26 protein-coding genes and 1 pseudogene are annotated in these 26,161 nt (G+C 53.3%); 21 read left to right on the forward strand and 6 right to left on the reverse strand.

Translation table 11 applies throughout. The annotated features are described in order from the left end of the window. The first annotated feature begins 152 nt into the window (after window positions 1-152). Window positions 153-1,211 (forward strand): acyltransferase, encoded by a 1,059-nt coding sequence (locus tag E4631_RS22865; protein WP_133656258.1) that lies wholly within the window; start codon window positions 153-155, stop codon window positions 1,209-1,211. A gap of 327 nt (window positions 1,212-1,538) precedes the next feature. On the opposite strand, the gene E4631_RS22870 is transcribed toward E4631_RS22865, so the two are convergent. The 4 genes from E4631_RS22870 to E4631_RS22885 all read right to left on the reverse strand — a co-directional run bounded on the left by E4631_RS22870 (window position 1,539) and on the right by E4631_RS22885 (window position 5,618). Next, a complete protein-coding gene (locus E4631_RS22870) occupies window positions 1,539-2,501 on the reverse strand; it encodes a tyrosine-type recombinase/integrase (protein WP_133656259.1) in 963 nt (320 codons plus the stop codon). Between the two features lie 612 nt (window positions 2,502-3,113). Continuing rightward, window positions 3,114-3,527 carry a hypothetical protein gene (locus tag E4631_RS22875; protein ID WP_133656260.1) on the reverse strand — a complete coding sequence of 138 codons (414 nt, stop codon included), beginning with the start codon at window positions 3,525-3,527 and terminating at the stop codon, window positions 3,114-3,116. A gap of 189 nt (window positions 3,528-3,716) precedes the next feature. Continuing rightward, on the reverse strand, window positions 3,717-3,986 hold the full coding sequence (locus E4631_RS22880; protein ID WP_133656261.1) for a transposase: 270 nt from the start codon (window positions 3,984-3,986) through the stop codon (window positions 3,717-3,719). A 204-nt stretch (window positions 3,987-4,190) separates the two neighbouring features. Continuing rightward, entirely contained in the window at window positions 4,191-5,618 is a 1,428-nt protein-coding gene (locus tag E4631_RS22885) for an RNA-binding domain-containing protein (RefSeq protein WP_133656262.1), read from the reverse strand. 120 nt (window positions 5,619-5,738) lie between these two features. Between E4631_RS22885 and E4631_RS22890 the strand changes: the two genes are divergently transcribed. From E4631_RS22890 to E4631_RS27110, 3 genes and pseudogenes are all read left to right on the forward strand, one after another. Continuing rightward, the gene (locus E4631_RS22890) at window positions 5,739-6,035 is read left to right on the forward strand and encodes a transposase (protein ID WP_133656263.1); all 297 of its coding nucleotides are present in this window, start codon (window positions 5,739-5,741) and stop codon (window positions 6,033-6,035) included. Between the two features lie 27 nt (window positions 6,036-6,062). Continuing rightward, window positions 6,063-6,776 carry an IS3 family transposase gene (locus E4631_RS22895; RefSeq protein ID WP_133656264.1) on the forward strand — a complete coding sequence of 238 codons (714 nt, stop codon included), beginning with the start codon at window positions 6,063-6,065 and terminating at the stop codon, window positions 6,774-6,776. Window positions 6,777-6,792: 16 nt separating this feature from the next. Then, a pseudogene (locus tag E4631_RS27110) lies at window positions 6,793-6,981 on the forward strand (integrase core domain-containing protein); the annotation flags it as partial. 72 nt (window positions 6,982-7,053) lie between these two features. Here E4631_RS27110 and E4631_RS22905 read toward each other — a convergent pair. After that, the gene (locus E4631_RS22905) at window positions 7,054-8,064 is read right to left on the reverse strand and encodes an IS3 family transposase (protein ID WP_166647977.1); all 1,011 of its coding nucleotides are present in this window, start codon (window positions 8,062-8,064) and stop codon (window positions 7,054-7,056) included. Between the two features lie 26 nt (window positions 8,065-8,090). Then, on the reverse strand, window positions 8,091-8,609 hold the full coding sequence (locus E4631_RS22910) for a helix-turn-helix domain-containing protein (protein ID WP_133656267.1): 519 nt from the start codon (window positions 8,607-8,609) through the stop codon (window positions 8,091-8,093). A gap of 140 nt (window positions 8,610-8,749) precedes the next feature. On the opposite strand from E4631_RS22910, the gene E4631_RS27115 reads away from it, so the two are divergent. The 17 genes from E4631_RS27115 (at window position 8,750) to E4631_RS22995 (ending at window position 26,006) form a co-directional block, all read left to right on the forward strand. Continuing rightward, window positions 8,750-8,953 carry a transposase gene (locus E4631_RS27115; protein WP_368027863.1) on the forward strand — a complete coding sequence of 68 codons (204 nt, stop codon included), beginning with the start codon at window positions 8,750-8,752 and terminating at the stop codon, window positions 8,951-8,953. Window positions 8,954-9,161: 208 nt separating this feature from the next. Further along, window positions 9,162-10,136, forward strand: coding sequence for a glycosyltransferase (locus tag E4631_RS22920; protein WP_133656268.1), 975 nt, complete (start codon window positions 9,162-9,164; stop codon window positions 10,134-10,136). Window positions 10,137-10,215: 79 nt separating this feature from the next. After that, a complete protein-coding gene (locus tag E4631_RS22925; RefSeq protein WP_240735192.1) occupies window positions 10,216-11,070 on the forward strand; it encodes an ABC transporter permease in 855 nt (284 codons plus the stop codon). 5 nt (window positions 11,071-11,075) lie between these two features. After that, complete coding sequence (locus tag E4631_RS22930; RefSeq protein WP_133656269.1) at window positions 11,076-12,356, forward strand: ABC transporter ATP-binding protein; 1,281 nt, start codon at window positions 11,076-11,078, stop codon at window positions 12,354-12,356. Window positions 12,357-12,364: 8 nt separating this feature from the next. Next, window positions 12,365-13,630: a glycosyltransferase family 2 protein gene (locus E4631_RS22935; RefSeq protein WP_166647978.1), complete on the forward strand. Its 1,266-nt coding sequence runs from the start codon at window positions 12,365-12,367 to the stop codon at window positions 13,628-13,630. An 8-nt stretch (window positions 13,631-13,638) separates the two neighbouring features. After that, on the forward strand, window positions 13,639-15,255 hold the full coding sequence (locus E4631_RS26695) for a glycosyltransferase (protein ID WP_133656271.1): 1,617 nt from the start codon (window positions 13,639-13,641) through the stop codon (window positions 15,253-15,255). A 64-nt stretch (window positions 15,256-15,319) separates the two neighbouring features. Further along, window positions 15,320-16,276 carry a polysaccharide deacetylase family protein gene (locus E4631_RS22945; protein ID WP_133656272.1) on the forward strand — a complete coding sequence of 319 codons (957 nt, stop codon included), beginning with the start codon at window positions 15,320-15,322 and terminating at the stop codon, window positions 16,274-16,276. Window positions 16,277-16,285: 9 nt separating this feature from the next. Further along, window positions 16,286-17,209, forward strand: a complete 924-nt coding sequence (locus E4631_RS22950; protein WP_133656273.1) for a glycosyltransferase family A protein — start codon at window positions 16,286-16,288, stop codon at window positions 17,207-17,209. Further along, window positions 17,209-18,204 carry a glycosyltransferase gene (locus tag E4631_RS22955; protein WP_133656274.1) on the forward strand — a complete coding sequence of 332 codons (996 nt, stop codon included), beginning with the start codon at window positions 17,209-17,211 and terminating at the stop codon, window positions 18,202-18,204. The genes E4631_RS22950 and E4631_RS22955 overlap by 1 nt, the downstream gene beginning before the upstream one ends. Window positions 18,205-18,632: 428 nt before the next feature. After that, window positions 18,633-19,502, forward strand: a complete 870-nt coding sequence (locus E4631_RS22960; RefSeq protein ID WP_133656275.1) for a class I SAM-dependent methyltransferase — start codon at window positions 18,633-18,635, stop codon at window positions 19,500-19,502. Between the two features lie 481 nt (window positions 19,503-19,983). Next, entirely contained in the window at window positions 19,984-20,196 is a 213-nt protein-coding gene (locus tag E4631_RS27120; RefSeq protein WP_368027864.1) for a hypothetical protein, read from the forward strand. Beyond that, the gene (locus tag E4631_RS26060) at window positions 20,112-20,297 is read left to right on the forward strand and encodes a hypothetical protein (RefSeq protein WP_166647971.1); all 186 of its coding nucleotides are present in this window, start codon (window positions 20,112-20,114) and stop codon (window positions 20,295-20,297) included. The genes E4631_RS27120 and E4631_RS26060 overlap by 85 nt, the downstream gene beginning before the upstream one ends. 17 nt (window positions 20,298-20,314) lie before the next feature. Next, window positions 20,315-20,443 (forward strand): hypothetical protein, encoded by a 129-nt coding sequence (locus E4631_RS26065; protein WP_240735196.1) that lies wholly within the window; start codon window positions 20,315-20,317, stop codon window positions 20,441-20,443. Between the two features lie 1,029 nt (window positions 20,444-21,472). Further along, on the forward strand, window positions 21,473-22,267 hold the full coding sequence (locus E4631_RS22980; protein WP_133656278.1) for a replication initiation protein: 795 nt from the start codon (window positions 21,473-21,475) through the stop codon (window positions 22,265-22,267). A 233-nt stretch (window positions 22,268-22,500) separates the two neighbouring features. Beyond that, entirely contained in the window at window positions 22,501-23,901 is a 1,401-nt protein-coding gene (locus E4631_RS22985; RefSeq protein ID WP_166647981.1) for a capsule assembly Wzi family protein, read from the forward strand. A 342-nt stretch (window positions 23,902-24,243) separates the two neighbouring features. Next, window positions 24,244-24,759, forward strand: coding sequence for a 5-(carboxyamino)imidazole ribonucleotide mutase (purE, locus tag E4631_RS22990; RefSeq protein WP_133656280.1), 516 nt, complete (start codon window positions 24,244-24,246; stop codon window positions 24,757-24,759). Then, window positions 24,756-26,006 carry a 5-(carboxyamino)imidazole ribonucleotide synthase gene (locus E4631_RS22995; RefSeq protein ID WP_166647982.1) on the forward strand — a complete coding sequence of 417 codons (1,251 nt, stop codon included), beginning with the start codon at window positions 24,756-24,758 and terminating at the stop codon, window positions 26,004-26,006. The genes purE and E4631_RS22995 overlap by 4 nt, the downstream gene beginning before the upstream one ends. The last annotated feature ends 155 nt before the right edge of the window (window positions 26,007-26,161 follow it).

The raw sequence follows: 26,161 nt of genomic DNA on the forward strand, positions 1-26,161 counted from the left end.
GCGTTCTATACTTAAGCGCATACTGTTACTAACTCTCACAGTATAGCGCCAAGAAGTTAATCACCTATTGGCCATTATTTAGTCTACTGTTTAATTAGTAATTCTTGGTATGGCTCAGCAACTTCAACTCTCAATGCCAATTCAGCTTATTTATGCGGGAACATAAGGCTAACCTTGATTTGCTTCGAGCTACTGCAATTACAGTAGTTTTTATTTACCACATTAGCCAGTACGTTACGAAGGTTCCTGAATCTCTGCATAAAGTATTTGCATTGGGTAGTTATGGAGTTGACCTTTTCTTTGTTTTAAGTGGCTGGTTAATCGGCGGTATATTTTTCCGTGAATACACTATGGCTGGTCACGTTAAACTGGGAAACTTCTGGGCTCGCCGTTGGCTGAGGACGATGCCGCCCTATTATGCAGCACTACTCATGAGTTGGTTGGCTGTTTACTACTCTCGCCATCAATCATTTGATCCTAGGTATATTTTCTTTCTACAAAATTATAGCAAATCCGTCCCTTTTTTTAAAATCAGTTGGTCACTTTGTATTGAAGAGCATTTTTATATAGTACTGCCATTATTATTATATTTATCATTAAAATTTAAGCAGGTTGTTCCTGTTTGTATTGCATTGATTGTGTTTTCGATATGCATGAGGTGGCAATATGCAGGCAGTGAATATCCAGCGTTTGGCTATCAACTAACTGCTACCCATTTGCGATTAGATGGGCTATTACTTGGCGTATTATGTGCTTATATGTATAATGTCGAGCCACTTTCTTGGAAGCGATTCAGCTTATGGCTCTTTAGGCTAGGCCTTGTTGGTGGTATTATCAGCATCGTATTATACTTCCTAGATAGTCGATTTATGTATAGTATAGGCATCCTGTCTTTATCTGTGTTTTTTGCAGGCGTGCTGTGTAAATCTGTTAATGAAGCAGACTGGTCTGTATCACGCTCTAGTATTGTCTCAAAAATAGCTCTGTCTTCATATTCGATCTATCTAGTACACGCACTAGCTATAAACTTATCTGATCATTTTATGCCTGGAGGGCAAATAAAATTTATTGGGGTCGCTTTACTTTCAACTGGTGGTATGAGCTTTATTTTCCACTTTTGTATTGAAGAAGTTTCAAAGCGGATTCGGAACAATTTATTTCCTAACCGAGTTGCTGTAACTCTTGCTAATCAAATACCTATCAACAAGTAAAAAATAGGTCACTGCAAATTAGCGGCACTCCTAAATGTTTGAAATCGAACAATTACCAAAAGGCACTTCTTTGGCATAGGTTCGCCTTGGGCCAATATATCCTTCGCTGAAGTAACTAAAAACAGACTCAGTATCTACTTCAGAGGAGAGCACGGTCGTTTAGTGTGGGGTAGTGTAAGTCGAAGTCCACTACCTTTTCAAATTATCTCAACTCGGTGTCTATACGCACGCGACCACCTCAACTATTACACTCAAGTTGGGCTGACGCTCAGCGTCAGCCCAAGTGCCCGCATCAGGTAAAACAGTTTAGGTAGCAAACGCATTCTCCTAAAGCCCTAGCCTTTGCGCAGCGTTGTGCTGGCGTACATTGTCGAGGCGAGTATAGCGGCGAATCATCTCGCTTGTCTTATGCTTGGTCTGATTCATGACTTCCGAATCATCTGCACCAGCTAGTTTGGCCACTGTGACAAAGGATGCGCGCAATGAGTGGGCCGAGTATTTGGGCCCCAAATAACGCTGCACAATCAAGTTCAGGTGTTTATCCGTTAGCCGCCGCTCGGTGAGCCGCTCGCCCTTGCGAAAGGACACGAATACCGGTCCCGTGGGGCGGTCCAACCGCTGCACCCAGCTTTGCAGCGTGCGAATCGGGCACAGCTTGAAATCTGGTGAATAGAAGATGGCCTTTTCCTCGGCCGCCCCCAGTTGGTTAGTTTTGCTCTTCGCCAAGTTGACAATTAGTCCTTCCTCGGAGAACGCCAAATCCTCCACGTTCAGCGCTGCCAGCTCCGAGCGGCGGAAGGCCCCCGTAAAGCCCAGCAGCAAAATCACCCGGTCCCGCAGGCCGGCCAGTGTTTTGCCGTCGATGCTTTTCACCGTGCGTTTGAAAGTAGCCAGTGTGAAGGCCGGGGCCTGTTTTTGCCGCACGCCTTTGAGCCGGGCAATGCCGTCCATCAGCACCTTGAATTTCTTGTCATCCGTAGGCGAGTCCGCGCCGCGCAGGGCGTGGGCTTTGGAAACTGCCGCGCAATGGCGCTGAATAGTCGACACCTTCTTGCCGGTTTCGGCCAGGTGGGTCACGAAGCCCGCGAGCGTATCCACCGAGGCCGGCAATGGGTCGAGTTCGTGTTCGGCGCACCACCACCCAAAGCGTTTCAAATCCCCGGCGTAGGCCTTGGCCGTATTCGCCGCGCCGCTCAGCCCGGCCTCGACGTAGCGAGACGTATGCTCGGCCAGGTGCGCCAGCGCGGCCGAAGGGTTCGCGGGGATGGCAATTACAGCACCGTTTTCCATGCGACCTATATAGTAAGGAGTGAAACGCCAATTTTAGCACTCAAAAGCGAAGGTAGCAATAAGGTCCGATAAGTAAGATTTATCGGACCTTATGAATTAATGAATAGTCTTCGACAAGTTAAGAGCTATGAGGTCTGAACTCATATTGCCCGTGTCCAACAGGATTCACCGGGTAAGTAGTCCAAGATGAAATTGTAACTATCAAGACCAACTATTATTTACTGTTTGGCTGGGATTGTTTCCGCTCTTTGAGGCTAGAAGATGCGTAAACATTGAAATAACAGCCGCTATAATGTCCGCGTCAGAATTCTGGGCATTTGGTGAGGTCTAAAACAAAATAGACATTAAACGGAGATCATATTTAATGTTTGCTTAGAAAGGAGTAAGCTTGTACTTCTACTAAATTAGGTTGACTACGCCAAAAATCTGCATGAGCTATCCCATAAATTCAGACCGCAACAAGCCTTGGAACACGCTGCCAGCATTACCATTGGAACAGGAGCTGGTGGAAACAATTGAAATCCTGAGTCAGTTGGTAAAGGCCTGAGCCGCGCTGGGACGGCTGCAGGATCGGAGTGCAGTTGAGGTGGTCGGGTAAGAATGGACATCGAGCTAAGGTAGGTTAAAGAGGTAGTGCAATTCGATTTCGAGCGGGGTGCAGTAGCCCAGGGCGGAGTTCAAGCACTGGGTGTTATAGTAGTGGGCGAGTCGCTCAACGGCATCGCGCCAGCAGGCCAGATAGGCCCATTGTCCCGTCGCCAGGGCCGGATAGGTGATGTCGCCAACCCAGATTTGATTCGGGGCCGTAGCGGCGGGCCAAGTAGCTAATTTGTTGGCGGCAGCCACCACCTGCGGGTCAGCTTGGGTGGTGCGCGGCGACCGCGTGCTAGTGCGGGTGCAGAGGGCGCATAAGCCGCTCGCGCTGAGCCAGCCGCGCAAACGCTGCCGGCCCACCGCATGGCCTTCGCGCCGCAGTTGGGCGCGTAGCCGACGTTGGTCGTAACGGCTGGCATGGGTGGTTAACACGCGCTGGGCAGCTAGTTGCCAAGCAGCAGGTGCCGACTCGGCTGCCAGCTTGGGCACCCGCTTGCACCAGGCGTAGTAGCCGCTAGCACTGACACCCAACAGTTGGCACTGCTGTCGCACGGGCCAACAGTGGGCACGTAAGGCAATGAAGGTGAAGCGTTTCACGACTCGTCGGTTATGAAAATATGGTCATAAACTATTGCCCTCCATTCCGGCGCAGGCCAGCTGCGCCCGCAAGTGCTTGTTTTCCTGCTCTAGCGTTTCGTTGCCAGCGGGACGGGCTGCTTGCGCCCGGGTGACGCGTACCCAGGGCCCGAGCAGCGCCTCGCTCATGCCGAGCGCCTGAGCTACTCGTATTGCCGTCTGACCGTCCTGCGTTACCCGACGGACCGCCTCGGCCCGAAAGGCCGCATCATATTTGGTTCGCGGCCGTTTACCGGCTGGTTTTTCTGCTTCCATGACAAGGGCAAGTTACTTTCGCCGTGTCCATTCTTACCCGACCACATCAGAATAGGCATTTCATATCGAGTCGCTTTCCCGTGAAGAAAGGTATCTACCTCTGGTATCCTGATATCCTGCGGCCAAACCGCGGCCAAACCGCGGCCAAACCGCGGCCAAACCGCGGCCAAACCGCGGCCAAACCAACGTTCTTTATCTACCGTGTTACCTTATCCGATACAATCCCAGGCCTGGAGCTGCCTCGATAATAGCCGCCGCCAACAACGTTTGAAAATCCCGCCGCACCGTGCGCACCGGCGCTGGCAATTGCTCCGCGACCTGACTAGTAGTCAGCGGGCCATTAGCAGCCAGCAGCCGGGCGATGGCTTGTAGCCGGGCCGTGGCCTTCGGCATCAGCAAAAGCTTAGCAATTCGGGCTTGCGTTCCCAGTCGGTCGAGTGCTTCAGTAACTGCGCCGCTACCCCCCGGCACGGGCACTACTGTCCGAAATACATCCTCCTCGATAAATTCCGCCTGCCCACCCGGCCGGTACGCCGCCAGGTAGCGCGTCACGTTGCGCACGCCCGAACCTAACTCTTCTACCCGCCCCAGCTGCAAGAAGAACTTGGCCAGCGTCGGGTTCTTCGGAAACGGCTGAAAGCCCCGCGGGTCCAGCGGCCCATGTCCCACCGGGTGATTGGCGTTATCTATCTCCACCCGGTCGGCGTATATGATAAACCGCGATGGCCGCCCGTTCAGGTACTCGCGGTGCACCAGCAGGTTAGCTACCACTTCCCGGAAAATCTTATCCCGCAGGCTCACCCGCACCGTGCCTTCCAGGTAGAACGGGTCGGGCAGGTGCTTGGCCACGAAATCCATCAGGTACTCGTAAGTCTCCACCAGGTTAGTGCGCAGATCCAGCCGGTCGTCATAGCGGTCCATATCGTGGCGGCGTACCAGCGCATCAATCCGGTAAGCGGGTAACACCGACAGGATAACCTCGTCACGCCCCAGCAGTAGGGCCGCCGCCTGGGTATAGCCCTGCACCCCGGTCAAGGGGTCGGTCTGGTACAGTCCCGCGCTGCGTAGCAACTCCTCGTCGTCGAGTAGCAGCCACGGGTGGTCGGTCCGCCGGCTGCGCACCAGCGCCCGCACCTTGTCCAGCAGCCCTGGCTTGAAATCCTCCAGTCGCAGGTAAGGGAAGATACGTCCCTCCGAATAGTAGCTGCTCTTGCGGACGTAAAACTGGCTGACGCGCCCCTCATCCGTCACCCGGAAATCACCCTCGTGCCCCCGGTCAAACACGACTCCGCCCGAGCGGTGCACCTGTGAGCTTTGCGGCACGTACACGTGCAGCAGGAGCACCGGCCCCAGCCGTACCGGGGTCAGTTCTAGCAGAAACGGCGGTTGCAGCTTCGTCGGGTTATTGCTCAGCGCCACGAAGTCGCGCTGCAGCTGGTCGGCCGCTGCCTGATCCACGCCCAGCGGCGCGCCATCATTGCCGGCCTCCAGAATCAAGTGCCCGCCCTGCCGGTTCAGAAAGGCGCACACGCTTTCAAATACGTCCCTGGGTAGCGCGTGCCGGGCCTGCTTGAACTCGATGCTGATGCCTTCGCCCTGCTGTAATAGGCTTTTTAACGCATCCGTAGTCATATCAGCACAAAGATGTTCACGGTTGACGTTACGGGCGCGGTTTTGTTGGTTGCTCAATCCTCTTGGTAGTGAGGTGGTCTAATAAATCTGGACAGAATAGGGTCTTATCTTTCCAACGTCATGAAAGACAGCCATCCACCTGCTAAACGTCGGCGTTATGATGCCGCCTTCCGGGCCGAAGCCTTGCGTTTAGCGAGCGAAAGCCGCTCGACGCAATCTGCCGCCCGCGCGTTAAACATCAATGCTAAGCTGCTTTACAGGTGGCAAAAAGAAGCGCTTACGCCCGTGGCCGCCGCCCGTGGTGCGGAGCTAGACCCAGCCACCGCTGCCGAACTGCGCCAGTTGCGGGCCGCCAACCGGCGGCAGGCCCAGGAGCTAGAGATTTTAAAAAAAGCCATTGTTAGTTGCCTGCTATGAGCGCAGGCTCTCACAGACACCGGACCAATGAGCCGTTACCGCTTTATCGAGGCGCAGCAGGCATCCTACCCAGTCCGTCAACTTTGTCAAGTGCTCAGCGTGCCGGTCAGTGGATATTATGCGTGGCAACAAACTCAACAACAAGCGATAAAGCAGGGTGCACCTGCTTGGGAAACTGCGCTAGTTAAGGTCTTTGGCGTTCATAAACGGCGCTATGGCACGCGGCGCCTGCAGGTCGCCTTGCGCCAAAAGCGCTACCACATCGGACGCTACCGCCTGCGCGCGGCCATGCAGCGGCGGGGCCTGCACGCGCTGCAACCCAAGGCCTTCACGCCGCGCACGACCGACTCGACCCACGGGCTACGCTGTGCCCCAAACCGACTACTCAACCAGCCCAAGCCGACCCAGGCTAATCGGGTCTGGGTCAGTGATATTACCTATCTACCCTTGGCCAATGGTGACTGGGCCTATCTGTGCGCCTACCAGGATGTGGCCAGTAAGCGCGTGCTGGGCTGGCACGTAATGGCCACGATGCCTGAGGAATTGATTGTTACCGCCTTGCAGCGAGCCTTTTGGGCACAACCGCCTGCGCCGGGCCTGCTTGTACACTCTTACCGGGGTGGGCAGTATTGCGGCAACGCCTACCGGCAGTTGCTCCACGACCACGAGGCCGTGCGTTCGCAGAGCCGGCGAGGCGATTGCTACGATAACGCCCAAGCCGAAAACCGACTAAAGGTTTAGGTGTCTCTGGTCCCGCCTTAAAACAGAGGTGCTCGAACTACGCGAGCGGCCCGTTTTTGCCGACTTAGCCGACGCCCAGGCCAGCGTGGCCGACTATTTTGACTACTATAATCACGAGCGTTTGCATTCCAGCATTGACTATCAGCTACCCTATCTTGCTCATCAACAGCTTCTTCAACCTAACACCCTAAACTGTCCAGCGTAATCAGACCACCTCAGAATGCGGCCAGACCGTGGCGCAAATCGTGCGCGAGCATGGGTTAAGCGAGGCGACATTTTACGTCTGGTGTCTCGTCCGGCTGTAGCTATACAGATGAAGTTGATAATCCGGCCTGCGCTTTACAGGCCGCGCTGGTAATCCGGATGGGACTTTACAGCGAGGGAAGATAGCTGGTAGGATTTCTCTGGCCGCCTGGGTTAAGGTCGGGGTAGCGGCTGGCTGATAGTAGTTTTTCCAACGCCGGACCAGCAGCCCCTCTCGCTGGTGTGTTTGGTTAGGTGTGAGGAAGTCACAGCTACTGTGGGGACGTAGCTCATTGTATGCCTGCACAGCTCGCTGGACGAGTTCGTCAGCCTGGGGAAAGCCCAGTAGTGTGCCGCCCAGACCGAACTCGTCTTTCAAAATACCATTGACCCGCTCGGCTACGGCGTTTTCGTACGGGTCACCACGTTGGGTCATGCTTAGGGCAACCCCGTGGCTTTCCAGGAGCTCCACGTAGTCGCGGGCGGCGTATTGCAGGCCCCGGTCGGAGTGGTGAATCAGGGGCCGTTGGGGCTGAATGCGCGCGGCAAGCGTTTGGTGTAGCGCCGTCAGGGTGCCGCGTACCGACAGGTCCGGGTGCAAACAAGCGCCCACGATTTTGTGGGAATACAGGTCCGTAATCAGGCTCAGGTAGGCCCAGCCGGTGAGCAGGCGAACGTAGGTGATGTCGCTAACCCAAACTTGCTCGGCGCGGGTAATCACCAACTGGTCAAGCAGATTGGGCCGGCGTAGCAGGATGGGGCAGGTCTGGGTCGTGACGACTCGCCGTTTCCGCCGTCGAATGAGCAGGCCATGGCCCGCCAGTAAGGCAAACAGGGCGTCACGGCCCAGCTGGGAAGCGTATTCGCCTAGCCGAGGCACGAGCAGATAATAGAGTTTGCGCGTACCCAGACGGGGCAGGTCGCGTCGAATATCAGTCATCAAGGCCAGTACCAGCCCTTCGAGTAGGGCCTGGGCAGTGGCCCGGCGCTGGTGGTCGTAGAATGCGTTTCGGGTCTTGCCAAACAGTCCGCAGATGGTCCCCACGCCTAGGCGAGGATATTTCTGGCGTATTATTTCGCCGGCCTGGCACCAGCCTTTTTTCGAATATCGATGTGGTAAGCTGCCTCTGCTTGGTCAATGAGGGTGTGTAAGGCTTCGATTTGCCAGTGCGCTTGCCGCAATTGAGTTGCCAACTCCGCCGCCTCGTTCGTCCCGGCAGTTGTTTTCAGCGGTGGAGGTGGTCTGGTCATCTCCTGCGCTTGGAAAGCGGTCGCCCAGCCACGCAGGGTACTTTTCAGCCGCAGGTCATACTTGAGTAGGGCTTCTTCCTCGCTGAGCTGGCCATCGAGTAGCTCGCGCGCAATTTGGTGTTTCTGGGCAGAAGTGAAAAGCTTACGTCGCATGTGAGCATATACGACCGTGCCGTACTGCTGAAGCCATCCTTTCAACGTACTCAAACTCATGCCTAATTGCTGAACGACGTCGCTTTGGGGGACACCTGATTCCACTAACTGCACTGCTTGGCGCCGGAAGGCAATAGGATAATGCGCATTCTTGCCCAGATGTCTGGGCTGGTTAGGTTGACTCATGCTGCTCGGGATTGGTGTAAAGCCCTAGCCGGACGAGACAGTTATGGCCGTCCTGCGCAGCTACGCACCGACAATGGTCCCGAGTTCATTAGTGCTCGCCTGCGCGAATGGTGTGAGCAGCAGGGCATATTCTACATTGGATTCAGCCCGGCAAGCCAACTCAAAACGCCTACATCAAGCGCTTCAACGGCTCGTTTCGCCGGGAGTTACTTGATGCGCACTTGTTTCGCTCGCTAGCCCATGTGCGCCAGCTCGTCGAGGAGTGGATGCACGACTACAACACCCAATGGCCCCACCAAGCCTTGAATTTTATGACTCCCATTAAATTTAAACAAGCTGCTTAACCTCTGTCTACCACTGGCTGATTGAATGGGGAAGCGTACAATATTACTTAACAAGCCCCGCTAAACTGTCCAGCTTTTGAGGAATAGTATAAATCAACTAAATTTCGGAAGAAAAAGTCTTAATATGGCTTGCTAAATATTTTAACTAGCATATGAATTTCTTAACAGGGGTAAGTTCCGTCCAGTACTGACTGCATCCAGAACAATCATGCGAATCCCAGCCTATCCCCCTGTAATAGTACCGTTAGCAGATGATGTTAAACGCCCTTTATGGTCGGTCATGATTCCGACATATAACTGTACTTCTTATCTAAAAGAGGCATTGATCAGCGTCTTACGTCAGGATACTGGTGTAGAGAATATGCAGATAGAGGTGATTGATGATGCCAGTACCGACGAGGACGTTGAATCAGTAGTAGCCCTAATAGGTCATGGCAGGGTTCAGTACTTTCGACAAAAAAATAATGTAGGCAGTCTTCATAATTTTGAAACGTGCATCAACCGTTCACGAGGTCATTTAGTCCACTTATTACATGGTGATGACCGAGTTGCTTCCGGCTTCTACGAGCAATTCACTCGCGCCTTTCAGCATTACCCTGAGGCTGGAGCGGTTTTCAGCCATTACGCTTTTATTGATGAGGCTGGGCACCGGACACACCTGCCCTCACTTGAATTAGGAGAGGGTATATTGCCGGACTGGCTGTTACGCATTGCAGAATATCAACGCATTCAATATGCCTCTATCGTCGTAAAACGCGAAGTTTACGAAAATCTTGGGAGTTTTTACGGGACAACCTATGGGGAAGACTGGGAGATGTGGGTGCGAATTGCTCGCTATTATCCCATGGCTTATATCCAGGAAACCCTTGCTGAGTACCGAGGACATGCTAATTCAATATCTTCACAAAAGGCCAGGACCGGCCAGCTGATAGCCGATTTAATGCAGGTTATAGCGCGCATTCAGGAGCATCTACCGGAAAAAGACAGAAGAAGAATTTTAAAGTTGTCCGGCAAGTATTATGCTCATTTAGGAATAGGAGCGTCTTATCAAGCGTTGCAAGAAACAGGAGACTGGAGCTTAGCTCAATCGCAGATAAAGCAATGCCTAACGTTGAGTAAACATCCTTATATATACTATTATTTATTCAAGTTTTATCTCAAATACATCCTTAGGATGCCTTAAAATTTACCTTAAATGCACCTTTGAGATGCCTTAAAAGCAATATTTATCTTAAATAAAGCTGACTTATCGCTACCGATTTATGCCCATAGAGGAAAGTAACTGGGATTGGGAAATCGTACCTCAAACCAGTTGGTGGGGGACTAGTCTGGCTGAATTCTGGCAGTATCGCCACTTGGTGACTGGATTAATTCGAAAGGATTTTCTTTTAAGCTATCAGCAAACCGTTCTGGGACCCTTGTGGGTGCTGCTCCAGCCAATCATGACGATGGTTACTTATGTGCTAGTATTTGGAAAAGTAATTGGCGTTTCCACTCAGGGCACACCTCCAATCCTGTTCTATCTCGCGGGTATCGTGCTCTGGAACTTATTCAACGACGCTTTCGTCGGCACCTCCACCACTTTTCGGGACAACGTCCACATTTTCAGCAAGGTCTATTTCCCTCGTTTGATTATGCCGTTTGCCCAGGTGAGCGGGCAGCTGTTACGCTTCTCCATACCATTTTTGCTGTTGATTCTGTTAATCGGGTTTTACTGGGTGTTCACCCCTTGGCCGGGTCTTTCAACTGCGCCGCTTTTTCTGGTTCCGCTGGTTATCGTCCTAGTTGCGGCCATCAGCTTTGCGTTAGGCTTGATTTTCTCCGTAATTACAGGCAAATACCGGGACATCACCTATGTGGCGGGGCTGGGTATCCGCCTATTGATGTTTTTGACGCCCGTTATCTATCCGGTAAGCTACTTGCCGGAGAAGTGGCGCTGGCTGGCTCAGCTGAATCCCCTGACTACCTTATTTGAAGTCTTTCGCTTAGCCTTGCTCGGAAAGGGCATGGCAACAGTGCCACAGTTCCTGTACAGCTTCACCTGCACTTTGGTCTTGCTGATAGTTGCCCTGTTGGTCTTCAATAAACAGGGAGACAAGCTGATTGACGTAGTTTAGGGGCTATGGCAGCGACTGTTATACAAGTAAAGGGATTGTCGAAGATGTACCGACTGGGAACAACCGGTACGGGCTCACTGCGGCAGGACCTCCAGCGATGGTGGACTGTTTCTGTCCGCAAAAGAGAAGACCCTTATTTTCAGGTACCTAGTTCGGTCTCTCCAACTGCCCAACAACAGGTGCTATGGGCCTTACGCGACGTTAACTTCGAAGTGAAAGAAGGGGAAGTATGGGGAATTATCGGGAATAATGGCGCCGGCAAATCCACGCTCTTAAAAATCATATCCCATATCGTGCGCCCCACGAGTGGCGTTGTGAGAGGCAAAGGCAAAATCAGCAGTCTTTTGGAGGTTGGCACCGGGTTTCATCCCGAGCTGAGTGGCCGGGAAAACATCTTTCTCAGCGGCTACATTCTGGGCATGAGCAAAGCCGAAGTCCGCGCCAAATTCGATGAAATTGTGACTTTCTCCGGCCTTGAAGGCTTTTTGGATACGCCCGTGAAGCGCTACTCATCAGGCATGTACGTGCGGCTCGCATTTGCAGTGGCGGCCCACTTGGAGCCAGACATTCTCATCCTTGACGAGGTGCTGGCCGTAGGCGACACGGAATTTCAGAAAAAGTGCCTGAGTAAAATGCGCGAAGTTTCGCAGAATGAGGGGCGAACTATCCTCTTCGTGAGCCACAGTATGCCGGCGGTTCTCAAGCTATGTCAGTGCGGCCTGTGGCTGCAAAATGGCACCGTCAGAGAAAGCGGAGAGGCACACCAGGTCGTGAATCACTACTTGTTGAGCACCCAGCTCCAGCGAACGGAACAAAGCTGGGCAAACCCCGAAAAAGCGCCGGGCAACGACTACATACGCTTTAAATCAGTCGAGCTAGTTCCGCATTTAGTGCTTCCGGATGCGCCCTTGGATATTCGGGCGGCACTGACCATCCGGTTTCGATTTTGGAATTTCACCGAGCAAACCTTAATCAGCACGAATCTAGTGCTGTTTTCTACTGCCGGCGAATGCATTTTTGATGTTCCCTCAACTGCCCTCGTCTGCCAGAAGGGCCTTGTCGGCGGCGAATGCACCATTCCGGGAAATTTTCTCAACGACGGGTCGTACTACATCTCGCTGTACGTGGTTAAGGACACCGATACGTCCCTCTTCGATTACGAAGAAGCGCTGGCCTTCGAGTTAGAAGACTACCGCGGCGACATAAGCTGGTACGGCAAATGGTGGGGCGCCGTGCGGCCGCAGTTTCCCTTTCAACTCACGCAGCCCGAGTTGGCCTCGCAGTAAAAGAAGCCGTGCACTCCTACCCGACCCATCTCATTACTCACGTCCACCTAGAGCACCAGCAGGCTTTCCCCTCGCTCACACATGAACGACAGGGCCACTACCTGTTATTTTGGTGGAAAGAAATTGCGCTGGGACACTTATTCATTGCACCAGACCATACGCTCACTGAGGAAGCATATTGGCTAGCGTTGGCTACAGCTATTGCCCCCGCTATTCAGCAGTATGCCTCCAAGCAGCATATCGGCGATGCACCGTGGCAACTGTGGCTGGTTCAAAGAGAAGCTAAGCGCTGGATGGCGTGGATGGAGGTTATTTTTTCAACCTGGCTCCCTGCGGTTGTGCCTGAGCAGGTATCGGTTACGGTAATTATTTGCACGCGTAACCGAGCTTTGCAACTGCGTCGATGCCTGCAAATGCTGCACGCGCTAAGTTGTGCTCCGGCCGAGATAGTCGTGGTTGATAATGCACCCAGTGACACCCGCACCCAAGCGGTTGTCCAGGAGTTTGCGGGGGTAGTGTACATCAGGGAACCCCGGGAAGGGCTGGACATTGCCCGCAATACCGGCATCCGGGCTGCCCACTGCCCGGTGGTCACTTTCGTCGACGATGACGTGGTTGTGCACCCCATGCTACTGTATCGCGTCTGGGAAACGTTTCAAGACCCCACGACGGCGGCGATGACGGGCCTTATTATTGCCTTGAGCCTGCAAACGGAAGCCCAGCTGATCTTTGAACAGTGCTGGAGCTTTAATCGGGGATACGTTGACAAGGTGTATACTCCAGGCTATGTCCGCGCTGCTACCAGCCAGGTTTCCCAGGTCGGCGATATAGGAGCGGGTGCCAACATGGCTTTCCGGAAGTCAATCTTTGAGGAGGTCGGGTATTTTCATGAGCTGCTGGACGTAGGAGCCGCCGGTTGCAGCGGAGATGCGGAGATATGGCATCGGATTCTACTCCGGGGGCACTTCATCCGCTATGTTCCCCGCGCCATTGCCTACCATGAACACCGCCGAGACATTGCCGGCTTAAAACGCCAACTCTATTACTACATGCGGGGTCATGTTGTCGCGGCCCTCATCCAGCATAAGCAGCACCCACAAGCCGATTACTCACGCTACCTGTATCTAAGGCTTCCCAAGTACTATGCCCACCTTATCAAGGCTGGATTACCGTTCTTTCGCTTTCGCAGCCAGACGCTATGGTCTGAGTTAAAAGGTATAGTCTCCGGTTTCGCGTTCTACTACTGGAAGCAGAATAGGATGCCTAAATTATAGTCTTCGGCATGACCAACAGATCGACTACGGTCTACCCGTTAATTTCCGTAATTATCCCCTGCTATAATCACGGAGTCTACTTAGCAGAAGCGCTGGCCAGTATCCAGCGACAGGAATACCCCGCTGTCGAAGTGGTGGTAGTGGACGACGGCTCAACCGATGATACCGAGGACGTCGCACAACGTTACCCGTGGGTCCGATACATTTACCAGACCAATCAGGGACTTTCTGCGGCTCGAAACACTGGAATAGCTCATAGCACAGGCCAGTACTTGGTATTCCTGGACGCCGACGATTGGCTCCTACCGGAAGCGTTAAAAACCAACGCACAGTGGCTGCAACAAAACGCAGCCCTGGCTTTCGTATCCGGGGGTCACGACAAAGTATTAACGGCAACGGGTAAGGTTAGCGACGATTCACAGGAGGTTGCCACCGACCATTACCTCCAACTGCTACAAGGGAATTACATTGGAATGCACGCCGCCGTGATGTATCATCGCTGGGTGTTCGATGAGTTTGCCTATGACACCTCCCTAGACGCCTGTGAGGACTATGACCTTTACTTGCGAATAGCCCGAGCGCATCCCATCGCGCACCATACCCAGCGAATTGCCGCCTACCGATTGCACAGCACCAACATGTCCGGCAACGTGCCGTTGATGCTATCTACGGTACTTACTGCATTGAGCTCGCAACAGCCACATTTGCGAACGCCCCGTGAAAAGCAAGCATACGTGCAGGGCCGAGCCATTTGGAAGCACTACTATGGTCAGAAGTTATATGACCACCTCAGCGTGAATGAACGAGCAGCGACCAAGGCAGAGCTATTAATGCTACTGGAAGTAAAACCCTTCTTATTAACTCGCTATCTTTCAGACCTAACCGCCGCCAAGTTGAAAAAGCTCCTCAAAAGGTATATTCCCAATGCCGGGCTGAAGCTGCTGCACAAGGCCGGTATGTATAAGAACTTTCTTCCAGCGGTTGGCCGGGTAGCTACGGGAGACTTCGCCCGGCTTGCGCCTTTTAGCACTGAGTTCGGCTATGACCGGGGTGGGCCCGTGGACCGGTACTACATCGAGAACTTCCTGCGGGGAGCGGCAGCGGCCATCCGGGGCCGCGTTCTGGAAATTGGTGACAATGAGTACACCCTACAGTTTGGCCAGGCAGTTACGCAGAGTGATATCCTGCACGTGGATGTCAGCAACCCGTACGCCACGTTCATAGGCGACCTGAGCCATGCGCCTCACCTGCCGGATAATGGGTTTGATTGCATCGTCCTCACCCAGACCCTGCACTTAATCTATGAGTATCGGAAAGCTTTGGTCACCTGTCATCGCATCCTGAAGCCCGGGGGTACGCTGCTGCTTACCGTACCAGGCATTACCCCCATTGACCATGGCGAATGGAAAAAGACCTGGTATTGGTCATTCACCGACAGCGCCTTACACCGATTACTAGCCGAAACTTTTCCGGTTGAAACGACTGAAATACAGTCGTTCGGCAATGTCTTTATCGCGTCTGCTTTTCTATATGGCCTAGGCCGCTCCGAAGTAACCAAAGAACAACTGGACCACTACGACCCCCAATTTCAGATTATCAACGCTGTAAAAGCCGTGAAGGCCTAGTCTTGTGATTCGAAAGCTTCTCTCTACTATCCATATCCTGCCAGAACCCCAGGCGTGCGTACTCATGTACCACCGCATTGCCGCGCCGACGTCTGATATCTGGAACATCGCCGTGGAGTCCGCTAATTTTGAGCAGCACGTCCGGGTACTTAAAGTCTCGTATCACGTCGTTTCCACGACGGAGTTAGTAGAATCGATAGCTCGCCAGACGATAAGAAAGAACAGCGTGGCTTTGACGTTTGACGACGGCTATGCGGATAATTTCTTAGTTGCCAAGCCAATTCTGGACCATTACGGGCTGCCTGCCACATTTTTCATCACGTCCCATTATACGGACCAGAAAGAAGAATTCTGGTGGGATGAGCTTGAGCACCTAGTGCTGTTTTCGGTTCACCTCCCATGTCTCTTCTCGCATACAATTAGCGGTCAGTTCATTGAGGTCTCTTTAGGAGCCGAAGCCAGCCTAAGCCCCAATGCCCAGCAGCAACACCAGCACTGGGATGCCAGCGAAACACCGCCCACCGCACGGTGCGCCCTATTTCTTCGCCTCTGGCAACTGCTGCGCCCCCTCCCCTATCTGGAACAGCAGCTGCACCTGCAGCGCATCCGACAATGGGCCGGCGCCATTCCCAGCCAACGGCTCGCTTACAGAAGCATGTCACTGAATCAACTGCAATCTTTAAGCAGTAGCCCATTGCATGAGCTTGGCATACATACAGTATCTCACCCAGCGCTGGCCTCCCATTCGCCTGATTTTCAGCGGCAAGAATTACTGAGTAACCAATCTTTTTTGGAAAAGGCCACGGGTAAAAAGCCGAACGTTATTGCCTATCCCTACGGCAGCTACAATCAGGAAACAATCGAGGCCGTAACGGAGGCAGGATGCAAGGCGGCATTTACAACGGAAGAAAGAACAGTCAACCGTTGGTCGGACCGCTACCGTCTCGGCCGCTTTCAAGTACCCAATTGCACCGGAGCTACATTTACGCAGCGCCTGCAGCAGTGGCAGAAAAGAGATTAACCCGACTCCATGGCCCTTACTGCCCTTCCGCTTGTCACCGTCGTAATTGCCTTCTTAAACGAAGAGCGATTCCTTACTGAGGCAGTTGAGAGCGTGCTGAAGCAGACTTACTCGCATTGGGAGCTTATGTTGGTAGATGATGGCTCTACCGACCAAAGCACGGTCCTGGCGCAATCGTACGCCAAACTGCTTCCTGACAGAATTCACTACTGCGAGCACGAAGGCCACTGCAACAAAGGCCTGAGTGCCAGCCGAAATCATGGAATTCGCAAAGGTAATGGGCATTTAATTGCCCTGCTCGACGCCGACGATGTCTGGCTACCCGACAAGCTCACCAGACAAGTAGCCGTCTTTCGTAACCACCCAGTCATCGCTCTAGTTGCGGAAGCTTCACTGTACTGGTATAGCTGGAGTTTATCGGAGAAAGCGGACCGCGCCATACCAGTCGGTGTACCTGCTGACCGGGCTTATGTGCCTCCTCAGCTTTTATTTGCTATGTACCCCTTAGGCTCCCATTCTGCACCGTGCCCATCGGGGTTGATGTTTAACAGGGAGGCCTTTGTAGCAGTGGGAGGATTTGAAGAGTCTTTTGCGGATAACTATCAGCTATACGAAGACCAAGCCTTTCTCAGTAAGATATATTTAAGAAAATTTGTTTATATATCATCCGACTGTAATAATCTATACCGCCAACGCCAAGGATCCATTGTGCAATCAGTGAAGGAGAATGGACATTATGATGACGTACGGGGATATTTCCTGCAATGGTTTTTAACCTACCTGAAGCAAGAAGGCGTCGCCAACAAGAAGTTAATTAAGCTGGTAAGACAGTGTCTCTTGCCTTATCACCACCCAATTATTTATCGCTTCCTGAAAGTGCCTTTGGACAGGGCGCTCAGTAAGGCTGCGAGGCTAATACGGCAATATGCGTGATGGATGCTCCTAAAATGTCCGTTATAATGCCGGTCTATAACGCCCAGCAGTTTTTGGCTGAAGCAATAGATAGTATTCTGCTGCAATCTTTTACCAATTTCGAATTCATCATTATAGATGATTGCTCTGGTGACTGCAGCCCCAGCATTGTTCAATCGTATGATGACCCTCGAATCAGGTTTTACCGGAATGAGCAAAATCTCGGAATCAGCCACACCCTAAACAGAGCTATCTCATTAGCAAGTAGCGACTTAATTGCCCGCATGGATGCGGATGACCGGAGCCACCCGCAACGACTGCAAATACAGTACGATTACCTGCAGGCGCACCCGGCGTGTGCAATGGTCTCTTGCTTCGTCAAAGTAATTGCCGAGGATGGCACCTTTATTCGCCAGGATGCTTTCGACAATGCTTTTTACTATTATAACCTAACGTTTATCTGCTGGATTTACCATTCCACTGTTGTTTACCGAAAACAAGCCGTTCAACAGGTTGGGCTGTATACGGTGCCTTACTCCGAAGATTTTGAGCTATTCTGGCAGCTTTCCAGACGGTTTATCATCGCCAACCTATCAACCGTATTACTGGATTATCGGGAAACAAAGCAGAGCTTACACCAGACAATCAGGAAGCAAGAGTACTTGCAAGCGCAACAGGAACAGGTACTGCGCAACATACGCTACTACACCAGCGACTCCTTTCCCATTAAAGAGAGCCACATCCAGTGCTTACAGCATAATTTCCAGCCTTTACTCGCAGAGCAAAGCGTCAAAAGCATCATGAAAGCTCTTGAGAAATTGAATTTTATATCCCATTGCATCGCGGCAAGAAGCAATATCAACCTTGATAGGAGCGCCATAGAAGATGCCGCCGCTCATAAAAAGGCATTCATTGTTTCATTCTACGCCAAAAATTTATCAAAATCCAAAGGCATTTGGCTACTAATACGCTTAAAATCTTTTCGATTAATATTATGGGAATTTTTGCACATATAACTTATATTACTAAACGACTATGGACTGTATGTATACGGCCCATAGCCGGCCGCGTGGGAGGAAGCTCAGGCCAAGAAAGCTCGTTGCTGGGTTGTGCAGTGCATTCACTCCTGGATCAACCACTTCCGCCACCTGCTGATTCGTTAGGCTAGAATGCCCGGAAACTACCTGGCCCTACTCCGTATTGCCTGCGCCCGAATCAGGTGGTACAAGTATCTTTTTGGCTGAAGCCGTTTGCCTATTCGGAAAGACGCTTAGTGAGTAAGGAAACTCTAAATTTTAAGCGATAAATTGGTTAAAATAGTTTTGAAGGCTTACCTTAGTCAAATCAGGGCAATCTAGAAACTTGGTTTACAGGATTTTGATTTATTTAATTTAATTATTTGAATTTTTAATACTTAATTATTAACTATTAATACATCCAGCCGATGATTGCTCAGCTTACTCCGTTTCTTCATCCCGGTGTCGATGTTCATGAGCGGGAGCATTATGTCGAGATACCTATTCGCTCGACCACAGCAGGCTTACTGGCTAATGTTTATTACTTTAACCACTCAGAATGGGCCGAAGAATACCTGACGTATTGCCACCGCAGCGAGTCATTCCGAAGCCGTTGGCAGGCGGCACTGGGTGATTGGACCGGTAAAATAGTCGTTGACATCGGCTGTGGGCCAGGCAACATCTTCGCCACGCTGCAAGGCAAGCCGGAACTGCTAATTGGCATCGACGTGGCTCCCAAGTCACTGGAGCTAGCGAAGAATTTAGGGTACACCACTGTGCTGGCCGATGCTACTTCCTTGCCCTTTGTGTCCGGCTTTGCCGACGTGGTGATGCTCAATGCGACTCTGCACCACTGCGAAGACATGGAGGCTATTCTGGCGGAAGCAGCCCGGCTAGTGAAGCCCGGTGGGCTGCTGGTAACGGACCACGATCCCCAGCGCAGCGCCTGGGACTACAAGGGCGTCGCGAAGCTGCTGTGGAATGGCCGATTGATTTTGTATAAGCTAATAGGAAAGGGCTTTCATAAAACGGACAGCCAGCAGCAATGGGGCCTAGCCTGCGAAATTCACCACAAGCCCGGCCACGGCGTCACTAAGGACATGTTCCGCCAGATTTTGCAGCCACTGGACTTCGAGGTCGCCGTTTATCCTCATAATCACGACCAGGGGGCCGCTGTGCTGCAAGGCCAGAGGGGCAAAGCCGAACTCAAGTACCAAGTTGGTAACCTGCTTTCGGGCCGCAACCCTAATGCGGATGAGAGTGCCCTGACGCTGATGTGCGTGGCGAAGCGCCGCTAGGGTGGCTGAAATGATTGGGAAATTACTTCTAGTCAATTTTATATTAGCTCAAACTGCGTAAGCTTGCTGTCGGTCAAGACATGAAACACCTGTTTCATGTCTTGACCGACAGCAAGCTAGTATCGATGAAACGATGCCACGCTGGCCCGGTAGACGCAAACTTGAGGAGCATCGTCTGGACAACCTTCTCCCCTAGCACGACGCGCTGGCTTGTCGAAAATCCGCTTTTTCCAGCATCCTTTTCTTGCTGTTCATGTTCAGGGCCAACTTTCCCCGGTCTGCTGGCTGTTAAATCGCCCAAATACTTTATGCGCACTGTCAGCTGGCGGCAGCCGGCGGCGGTTGAGGGAAACCCGACATCGTCTCTTTGAAGTCTCAGAGGGAGTAGGGAAATAAAAGCGCTAGATACCTTTAGGTCATGTCAAGCTAAGCCTATCCTACTGGTTTGACAGACACTGAGTGGTGGTTGGTCGAGCCCTACGTGCGCACCAACGGCTATGGTCGGCCGCCCTTTCCCAGCAAGCGCGAGCTACTTAACGCTATTTTTTACCAATTGCGGGCCGGCAGCGCCTGGCACCTGCTGCTCTACGATTTGCTCCCTGGCGCACGGTGTATAAGCAGTTTGAAGCCTGGCGCAAGGACGGCACCTGGGACCGCTTGCTCGACGGTCTACGGTGGCAAGTGCGCCAGTTGACGCGCGAAGCCGAACCCACGGCCGGGGTCATCGACTCGCAGTCCGTGCGCAGGGGCAGTAAAAGGGGGGCTACCACGGCTACGACGCCGGCAAGCAAGTAGCTGGTTGTAAGCGTCATATCGCCGTCGACACGCAGGTTTTGTCCCTAGCTGTGCTCGTGCAGCCGGCCAGGGTGCAGGACCCAGTCGGCGCGGCTCCGGTGCTGGTGCAGGCCAAGGCCCGGGCGCCTGACTTGCAGGTGTTCTGAGCCGATGCCCGCTACCAGGGGCCGCTGGCGGCCACGGTGCTGAGCCTGCGCGTGGAGGTAGTCCGGGCCCCACCCGGCACCAAGGGCTTCGTGGTACTGCCCCGACGCTGGGTCGTGGAGTGTTCCTTCTGCTGGCTCAGCAAGTACCGCCGGGTAGCTGGCCGCGACTACGAAACCAATCCGCGTACTAGTAAAGCCGTTATCAAAGCATGCTTCTGCCATTTGATGCTGCGACGATTAGCTAAAGGACTCCTCCTGAACATAGCTATTAATTTTCCCCATTCCCGCTAAGAGTATCTCATCCAATAATCTGCTGCCAGGTAATGCAAAACCACTTTTTAGCTTATAAAATCTATTAGTTTGCTTAGTTACTCAGCTAAACCGTAACCCCACTGACCTGCTAAGAAATTGGTTTTATAAGGCCTACTACCCTGCTCAAAACCACCTGCTGCGCTGTACCGGTTGTTGCCGAAGAACTTGTTAAAAATATTCTGTGAAACTTATAAAATCCATCAGTGAGCCGTGTCAGAGTACTAAGAGGGCTTTTAAGGTAGCTAATTAAGGTGCGTATAGCATAAAAAGGTAGTAAAATCTTTAAAAAATTTAATCCCATTTTATGCTTATTTAGATTCCTTTTTTTGTTGTTTTCGATCGAGTATCGTCCTAAATCACTACTTTGAATGCTTTTTTACTTTAGCTTCAACAAACTTGTAAGTATTTTAAATATTTTCAGGGCTCACAAATTTTTGTGCCTCAGTATTTTAAGTGGCTTAACTAATAGGTTTTATAAGCTGACTAATAGCTCTTGTTAACGGAACTATCAGTTAACGCCCCTATGCCCAACTAATAGATTTTATAAGTCAAGTGCTTCGGCCGCCGTTCCGGCTGTGCCGGGATGATTCCACTAACTAATAGGTTTTATAAGCCACTGTCGTCAAGCAGTCCGATCTTGTTGATAGGTTTCGGTTTTGGCTCTATTACTTACTAATTTGAGCCGTATGTTTATTCAGTACCACCACTGTAGCAGCTATGGCCGCAACCGAATCTGCCATTCCGATTGAAATCCGGCAGCATAACGCACTGACGACGGCCCGCTACGAAATGAGTGCCTGCGAGATGGATATCGTTTTTTCGCTGCTCTCCAAGCTCAGCAAGCAGGATAAGGCCAGCACCATTTATGAAATCAAAGTGCAGGAGCTCACCGGCCGCACCTGGAACTACAAACAATTGCTGGACTCCACCGAGCACCTAAACAGCCGGGTCTACCACATCGACACGGGCAAGACCTTACTACAGGTCAGCTTGCTGGCCTCAGCGCTGTACCGCAAGGGTGAGGGTACCATTGAGCTGGAGATATCCGAGCGCATGCGACCCTACCTGATTGATCTGAAGAGCAACTTTACCAGCTACCGGCTGAAGGCCGCCTTTAGCCTCTCTAGCAAGTATGCCAAGCGCATCTACCAGCTGGCCTCGCAGTGGAAGGACATCGGAGAGACCAAAACTTACTCCCTGGACGAGTTCAAAGCCATGCTCAAGCTCAAGGACCTCTCGGGCAAGGAGCCCGAGCAGTACGCCCAGATTTCCTCCCTGCAGAAGTATGTGCTCGACGTGGCTACCACTCAGATTAACGAGCACACTGACTTACGTATCAAGTACGAGCTACTGAAAAAAGGACGTTCCTATCAAAGTGTCAAGTTTTACGTCAATACCCAGGTGCCGCAGCAGCTGCCGCAATGCCGGGGCAGTTCTACGAAGCCCTTGGTAGTAGGTGGAAACCGCACAACTTCTACGCGCAGGCCCAGCGCGGTGGCCGTCACGACCTGAATTGATAGAAGCAGAAAATTAGCGCTGCAGCTTCGTACGTGACTGGCTATTATTGCTTAACAATAGCCATTATCCCTAACCCGTAATGACTTAGAGTTTGTACGTCGGTGCTTTGCACAGCACAACTCACCGCTCAGCTACGTTTTTCACTAATCGCAACGCTTATGAGGAATCTGCTACTTGCTTGCTGCCTGTTACTTACCAGTCAGGCAGCAGCGCAGTTCACTGATTCCTTGAAGATATCGGCTGGCATTATTGCCACCGCCGCTACGAAGAACTATCAGCCCCTGTGGATAACGGCCAACCGCTACGGCACTATTTCCGACCAGCAGCTCGATGCCGCCGCTTACCTGCGCGTTACCAACCAGCATGTCTTCGCCAAAAAACAGCCTGCTGGGGGCCCTAATCAAACCCCGAAGCCCGGCTTTTATATTGGGTACGGCGCGGAGCTCTACAATAACAATCACTTCGGCAGCATATTTCTGGCGCAAGGGTACGCCCAGGCTGGCTACCGTACGTGGCAGCTGCGAGCGGGGCGCTACCGGGAGTTTACGGGGGAAATTGACCAGTCGCTCTCCAGCGGTTCCTTCGGCATCAGCGGTAATGCGCTGCCTATCCCGAAGATTGCTATTGCGGTGACTGACTACACGGCCGTCCCGTTCACGCACGGCTGGGTGCAGTTCAAGGGGCAGTTTGCCCACGGCTGGCTGGGCGATGCCAATGACATCCAGGGCGTTTACCTGCACCAAAAGTCCTTTTACCTGCGCGTTGGCAAGGAGCGATTAAGCTTCTACGGGGGCCTTACGCACTTTGCGCAGTGGGGGGGCACTTTCCCGTCGGGGCAGGCCCCCAGCCGTTTCACCGACTATCTCCGCATCCTTGTGGGCGCGAGTGGCAATGATGCCGACCCAGTATACCACCAGGGCCCGGTTGACATTGCTAATGCGGTCGGCAACCACCTGATTATCCCCGATTTTGGGGTGACTTTTCGAAAGAACAGCTCCACTTTCCGGCTCTACACGCAAACTATCTTCGATAAAGGTGTAGGCGACAGTGCCAACACCAATAAGCGAGACGAGCTCGCGGGGCTGAAAATCCTGTGGCGCGACCGTTTGGTCGGCCTGAGTTGGGAAACTAGCAACCGCTCGCTGCTCCAGAAGGTACTGATCGAGGGCATCTATACCAAGTATCAAGGTGGGCCCATCATCTATAATGGCCGTGACAATTATTACAACAACGGCACGTATACCATGGGGTGGCAATACCAGAATCGCATTATCGGCACTCCGCTATTCATCAATCGTGCGGCCGCCGAAAATTATGGGTTCGATATGGCAGCCAATGCCATCAGCGGCTGGAGCATTGTCAGCAACCGGGTTATTGGCTTGCACCTAGGAGCTAAGGGGAGCCTGAGCGGTCGCTTAACCTATCGCCTGCTGGCCACGCACGTGCGGCATTACGGCAACTACTATGACGACGCGTATTTCACGCCGGCCAAGGACCAAACCCACCTGCTCCTTGAACTCCCCTATCACTTTCCGCACTTCTCAGTTACTGTAGCGGCCGCGAGTGACTTTGGTGATTTATCAAATAATACTGCCGGAATGCTCCGCTGGGATTGGATCTTGCGCTAACGAACAGAGAGAACATAAAAAAGTGTGGGGCAGTTGGGGCGAACAGCCTCACCGGCTAACTTGGAAGGTCATGACCCAACCAGCTCCTACCCTACTTCAGCTCCTGACCGCTTAGCGGCGCATCACTGACGACGGAAGATACCGAAGCCGGAACCACCTTCACGCGGGAATGCATGAAATCCAAATCTCAGAACACGCCCCTTATCCACCAGACGTTGAAAGGCCGGGTAGATATGGTAATTTTGGGGGCGGAAGTCCTGCTCATCTGGCGTACGCTTGTCGAAGCATGACATTCTGGTTCAACTAAATACCGCATTTACAGTAGCAGCTGATTCGTTTTCCATGAATACTCTTGTCACCGACAACACCCCTAGCCAGCCACTGGTCGGCGTGGTCATGGGCTCCAGCAGCGACTGGGATACCATGCAGCATGCCGTGCAGATGCTTACGCAGTTTGGCGTGGCCCACGAAGCGCGCGTGGTGTCGGCCCACCGCATGCCCGACGACTTGTTTGCCTACGCCGAACAAGCCGGCCCGCGCGGCTTGCAGGCCATTATCGCCGGCGCTGGGGGTGCCGCCCACCTGCCGGGCATGCTGGCCGCCAAAACCACGGTACCCGTATTGGGGGTGCCGGTGGCCAGTCGCCATTTGCAGGGAATGGACTCGCTGTATAGCATCGTGCAAATGCCCAAAGGGGTACCCGTGGCCACGTTTGCGATTGGCACTGCCGGAGCGGCCAATGCCGCGCTGTTCGCCGTCAGCCTGCTGGCCCTGCACGACCCGGACCTGGCGACCAAGCTGCAGGCCTTTCGCGCCGAACAAACCGAAGCCGCTCGTGCCATGACGCTGCCGGTATGAACGACGGTATCCACGTGGCAGCAATGACTCCTATTTTTCCGGGCAGTGAGAACGCCGCGGGCCAGCCGGCGACCCTAGGGGTGCTGGGGGGTGGCCAGTTGGGCCGCATGTTTGTGCAGGCCGCCCAGCGCCTGGGGTACTTCACCGCCGTGCTGGAGCCCGACGCGCAAAGCCCCGCCGGGCAGGTGAGTCACCACCACATCCAGGCCAACTACAACGACCCAGCCGGGCTGGCGCAGCTGGCCCACCTATGCCAGGCTATCACTACCGAGTTTGAAAACGTGCCCGCCCAGACATTGCAAACGCTGGCGCTGACCCGACCCGTGGCGCCCAGCGCGGCCGTAGTGGGCATTGCCCAAAACCGCATCGAGGAAAAAGCTCACTTCACGGCCTGCGCTGCCGTGTCGGGGGTGAGCTGCGCGCCTTATGCGGTGATTGAAACGCCGGCTCAGCTGCAGGCCATTCAGGACGAGCGGGCTGATCTGCTGCCCGGCATCCTGAAAACCGCGCGCATGGGCTACGACGGCAAGGGCCAGGTCCGCGTGAGGACCGCCGCCGAGCTGGCCGCCGCCTGGACCGAGCTGGACGGCGTGGCCTGCGTGCTGGAAAAGATGCTACCGCTCACCGCCGAGTGCTCGGTGCTGGTGGCGCGCGGCTGGAACGGGCAAGTCGTGAGCTTCGCCCCGCAGCGCAACGTGCACGTCGAGGGCATTCTGGCCGTGACCCACGCCTACGAAGGCAATATGCCCCTGGCCCTGGCCGACAGGGCGCGCGCCGCGGCTATTTCCCTCGCGCAGCATCTGGACTACGTCGGGGTGCTGTGCGTCGAGTTTTTTGTGGTGGACGACGGCAGCGAGCACGGGTGCTTGGTAGTCAACGAGATGGCTCCGCGCCCGCACAACAGCGGCCACTATACCATCGACGCCTGCGACGCATCGCAGTTTGACCTCCAGGTGCATGCTATGGCGGGCCTACCCTTGCCGCAGCCGCGCCAGCATTCCCCCGCTATCATGCTCAATCTGCTGGGCGACGTATGGTTGGACGCCGACGGCCAGCTGCAGGAGCCGGACTGGTACGCCGTGCTGAGCCTGCCGGGCATACACCTGCACCTGTACGGCAAGCTAGAGGCGCGCGCCGGCCGCAAGATGGGCCACCTAACCATCACCGGCCCGGATGTCGCTAGTGTCAAAACCGGGGCGCGGCGCGCCGCTGGTCTGCTCAACTTGCCGGGACTGGACTTCATCTAGCTGTCATGGGCTGCTCTTACCCAAGCGGGTACCCGCTGCTCCTTGGCCTGCTGCTAGTTACCCTAGCTATTGCCCAGGACCAGACCAATACCGGTGCCACCATTGGAGAGCATCAAAACGTGTGGGACAGTCGGGTTAATTGGTATCCGTAGATG

Origin of the sequence: Hymenobacter sp. UV11 (assembly GCF_004684095.1) — a bacterium.
GTDB lineage: Bacteria > Bacteroidota > Bacteroidia > Cytophagales > Hymenobacteraceae > Hymenobacter.

What these genes read in the sequence shown, in the direction of transcription:
- purE (WP_133656280.1), top strand. Translation starts at nt 24,244, where the DNA reads ATGAATACTCTTGTCACCGACAACACCCCTAGCCAGCCACTGGTCGGC.
- E4631_RS22980 (WP_133656278.1), top strand. Translation starts at nt 21,473, where the DNA reads ATGGCCGCAACCGAATCTGCCATTCCGATTGAAATCCGGCAGCATAAC.
- E4631_RS22930 (WP_133656269.1), top strand. Translation starts at nt 11,076, where the DNA reads ATGGCAGCGACTGTTATACAAGTAAAGGGATTGTCGAAGATGTACCGA.
- E4631_RS22960 (WP_133656275.1), top strand. Translation starts at nt 18,633, where the DNA reads ATGATTGCTCAGCTTACTCCGTTTCTTCATCCCGGTGTCGATGTTCAT.
- E4631_RS26695 (WP_133656271.1), top strand. Translation starts at nt 13,639, where the DNA reads ATGACCAACAGATCGACTACGGTCTACCCGTTAATTTCCGTAATTATC.
- E4631_RS22920 (WP_133656268.1), top strand. Translation starts at nt 9,162, where the DNA reads ATGCGAATCCCAGCCTATCCCCCTGTAATAGTACCGTTAGCAGATGAT.
- E4631_RS22890 (WP_133656263.1), top strand. Translation starts at nt 5,739, where the DNA reads ATGAAAGACAGCCATCCACCTGCTAAACGTCGGCGTTATGATGCCGCC.
- E4631_RS22870 (WP_133656259.1), bottom strand. Translation starts at nt 2,501, where the DNA reads ATGGAAAACGGTGCTGTAATTGCCATCCCCGCGAACCCTTCGGCCGCG.
- E4631_RS22950 (WP_133656273.1), top strand. Translation starts at nt 16,286, where the DNA reads ATGGCCCTTACTGCCCTTCCGCTTGTCACCGTCGTAATTGCCTTCTTA.
- E4631_RS22880 (WP_133656261.1), bottom strand. Translation starts at nt 3,986, where the DNA reads ATGGAAGCAGAAAAACCAGCCGGTAAACGGCCGCGAACCAAATATGAT.
- E4631_RS22955 (WP_133656274.1), top strand. Translation starts at nt 17,209, where the DNA reads ATGGATGCTCCTAAAATGTCCGTTATAATGCCGGTCTATAACGCCCAG.
- E4631_RS22995 (WP_166647982.1), top strand. Translation starts at nt 24,756, where the DNA reads ATGAACGACGGTATCCACGTGGCAGCAATGACTCCTATTTTTCCGGGC.
- E4631_RS22885 (WP_133656262.1), bottom strand. Translation starts at nt 5,618, where the DNA reads ATGACTACGGATGCGTTAAAAAGCCTATTACAGCAGGGCGAAGGCATC.
- E4631_RS22925 (WP_240735192.1), top strand. Translation starts at nt 10,216, where the DNA reads ATGCCCATAGAGGAAAGTAACTGGGATTGGGAAATCGTACCTCAAACC.
- E4631_RS22910 (WP_133656267.1), bottom strand. Translation starts at nt 8,609, where the DNA reads ATGAGTCAACCTAACCAGCCCAGACATCTGGGCAAGAATGCGCATTAT.
- E4631_RS22895 (WP_133656264.1), top strand. Translation starts at nt 6,063, where the DNA reads ATGAGCCGTTACCGCTTTATCGAGGCGCAGCAGGCATCCTACCCAGTC.
- E4631_RS22945 (WP_133656272.1), top strand. Translation starts at nt 15,320, where the DNA reads ATGTACCACCGCATTGCCGCGCCGACGTCTGATATCTGGAACATCGCC.
- E4631_RS22865 (WP_133656258.1), top strand. Translation starts at nt 153, where the DNA reads ATGCGGGAACATAAGGCTAACCTTGATTTGCTTCGAGCTACTGCAATT.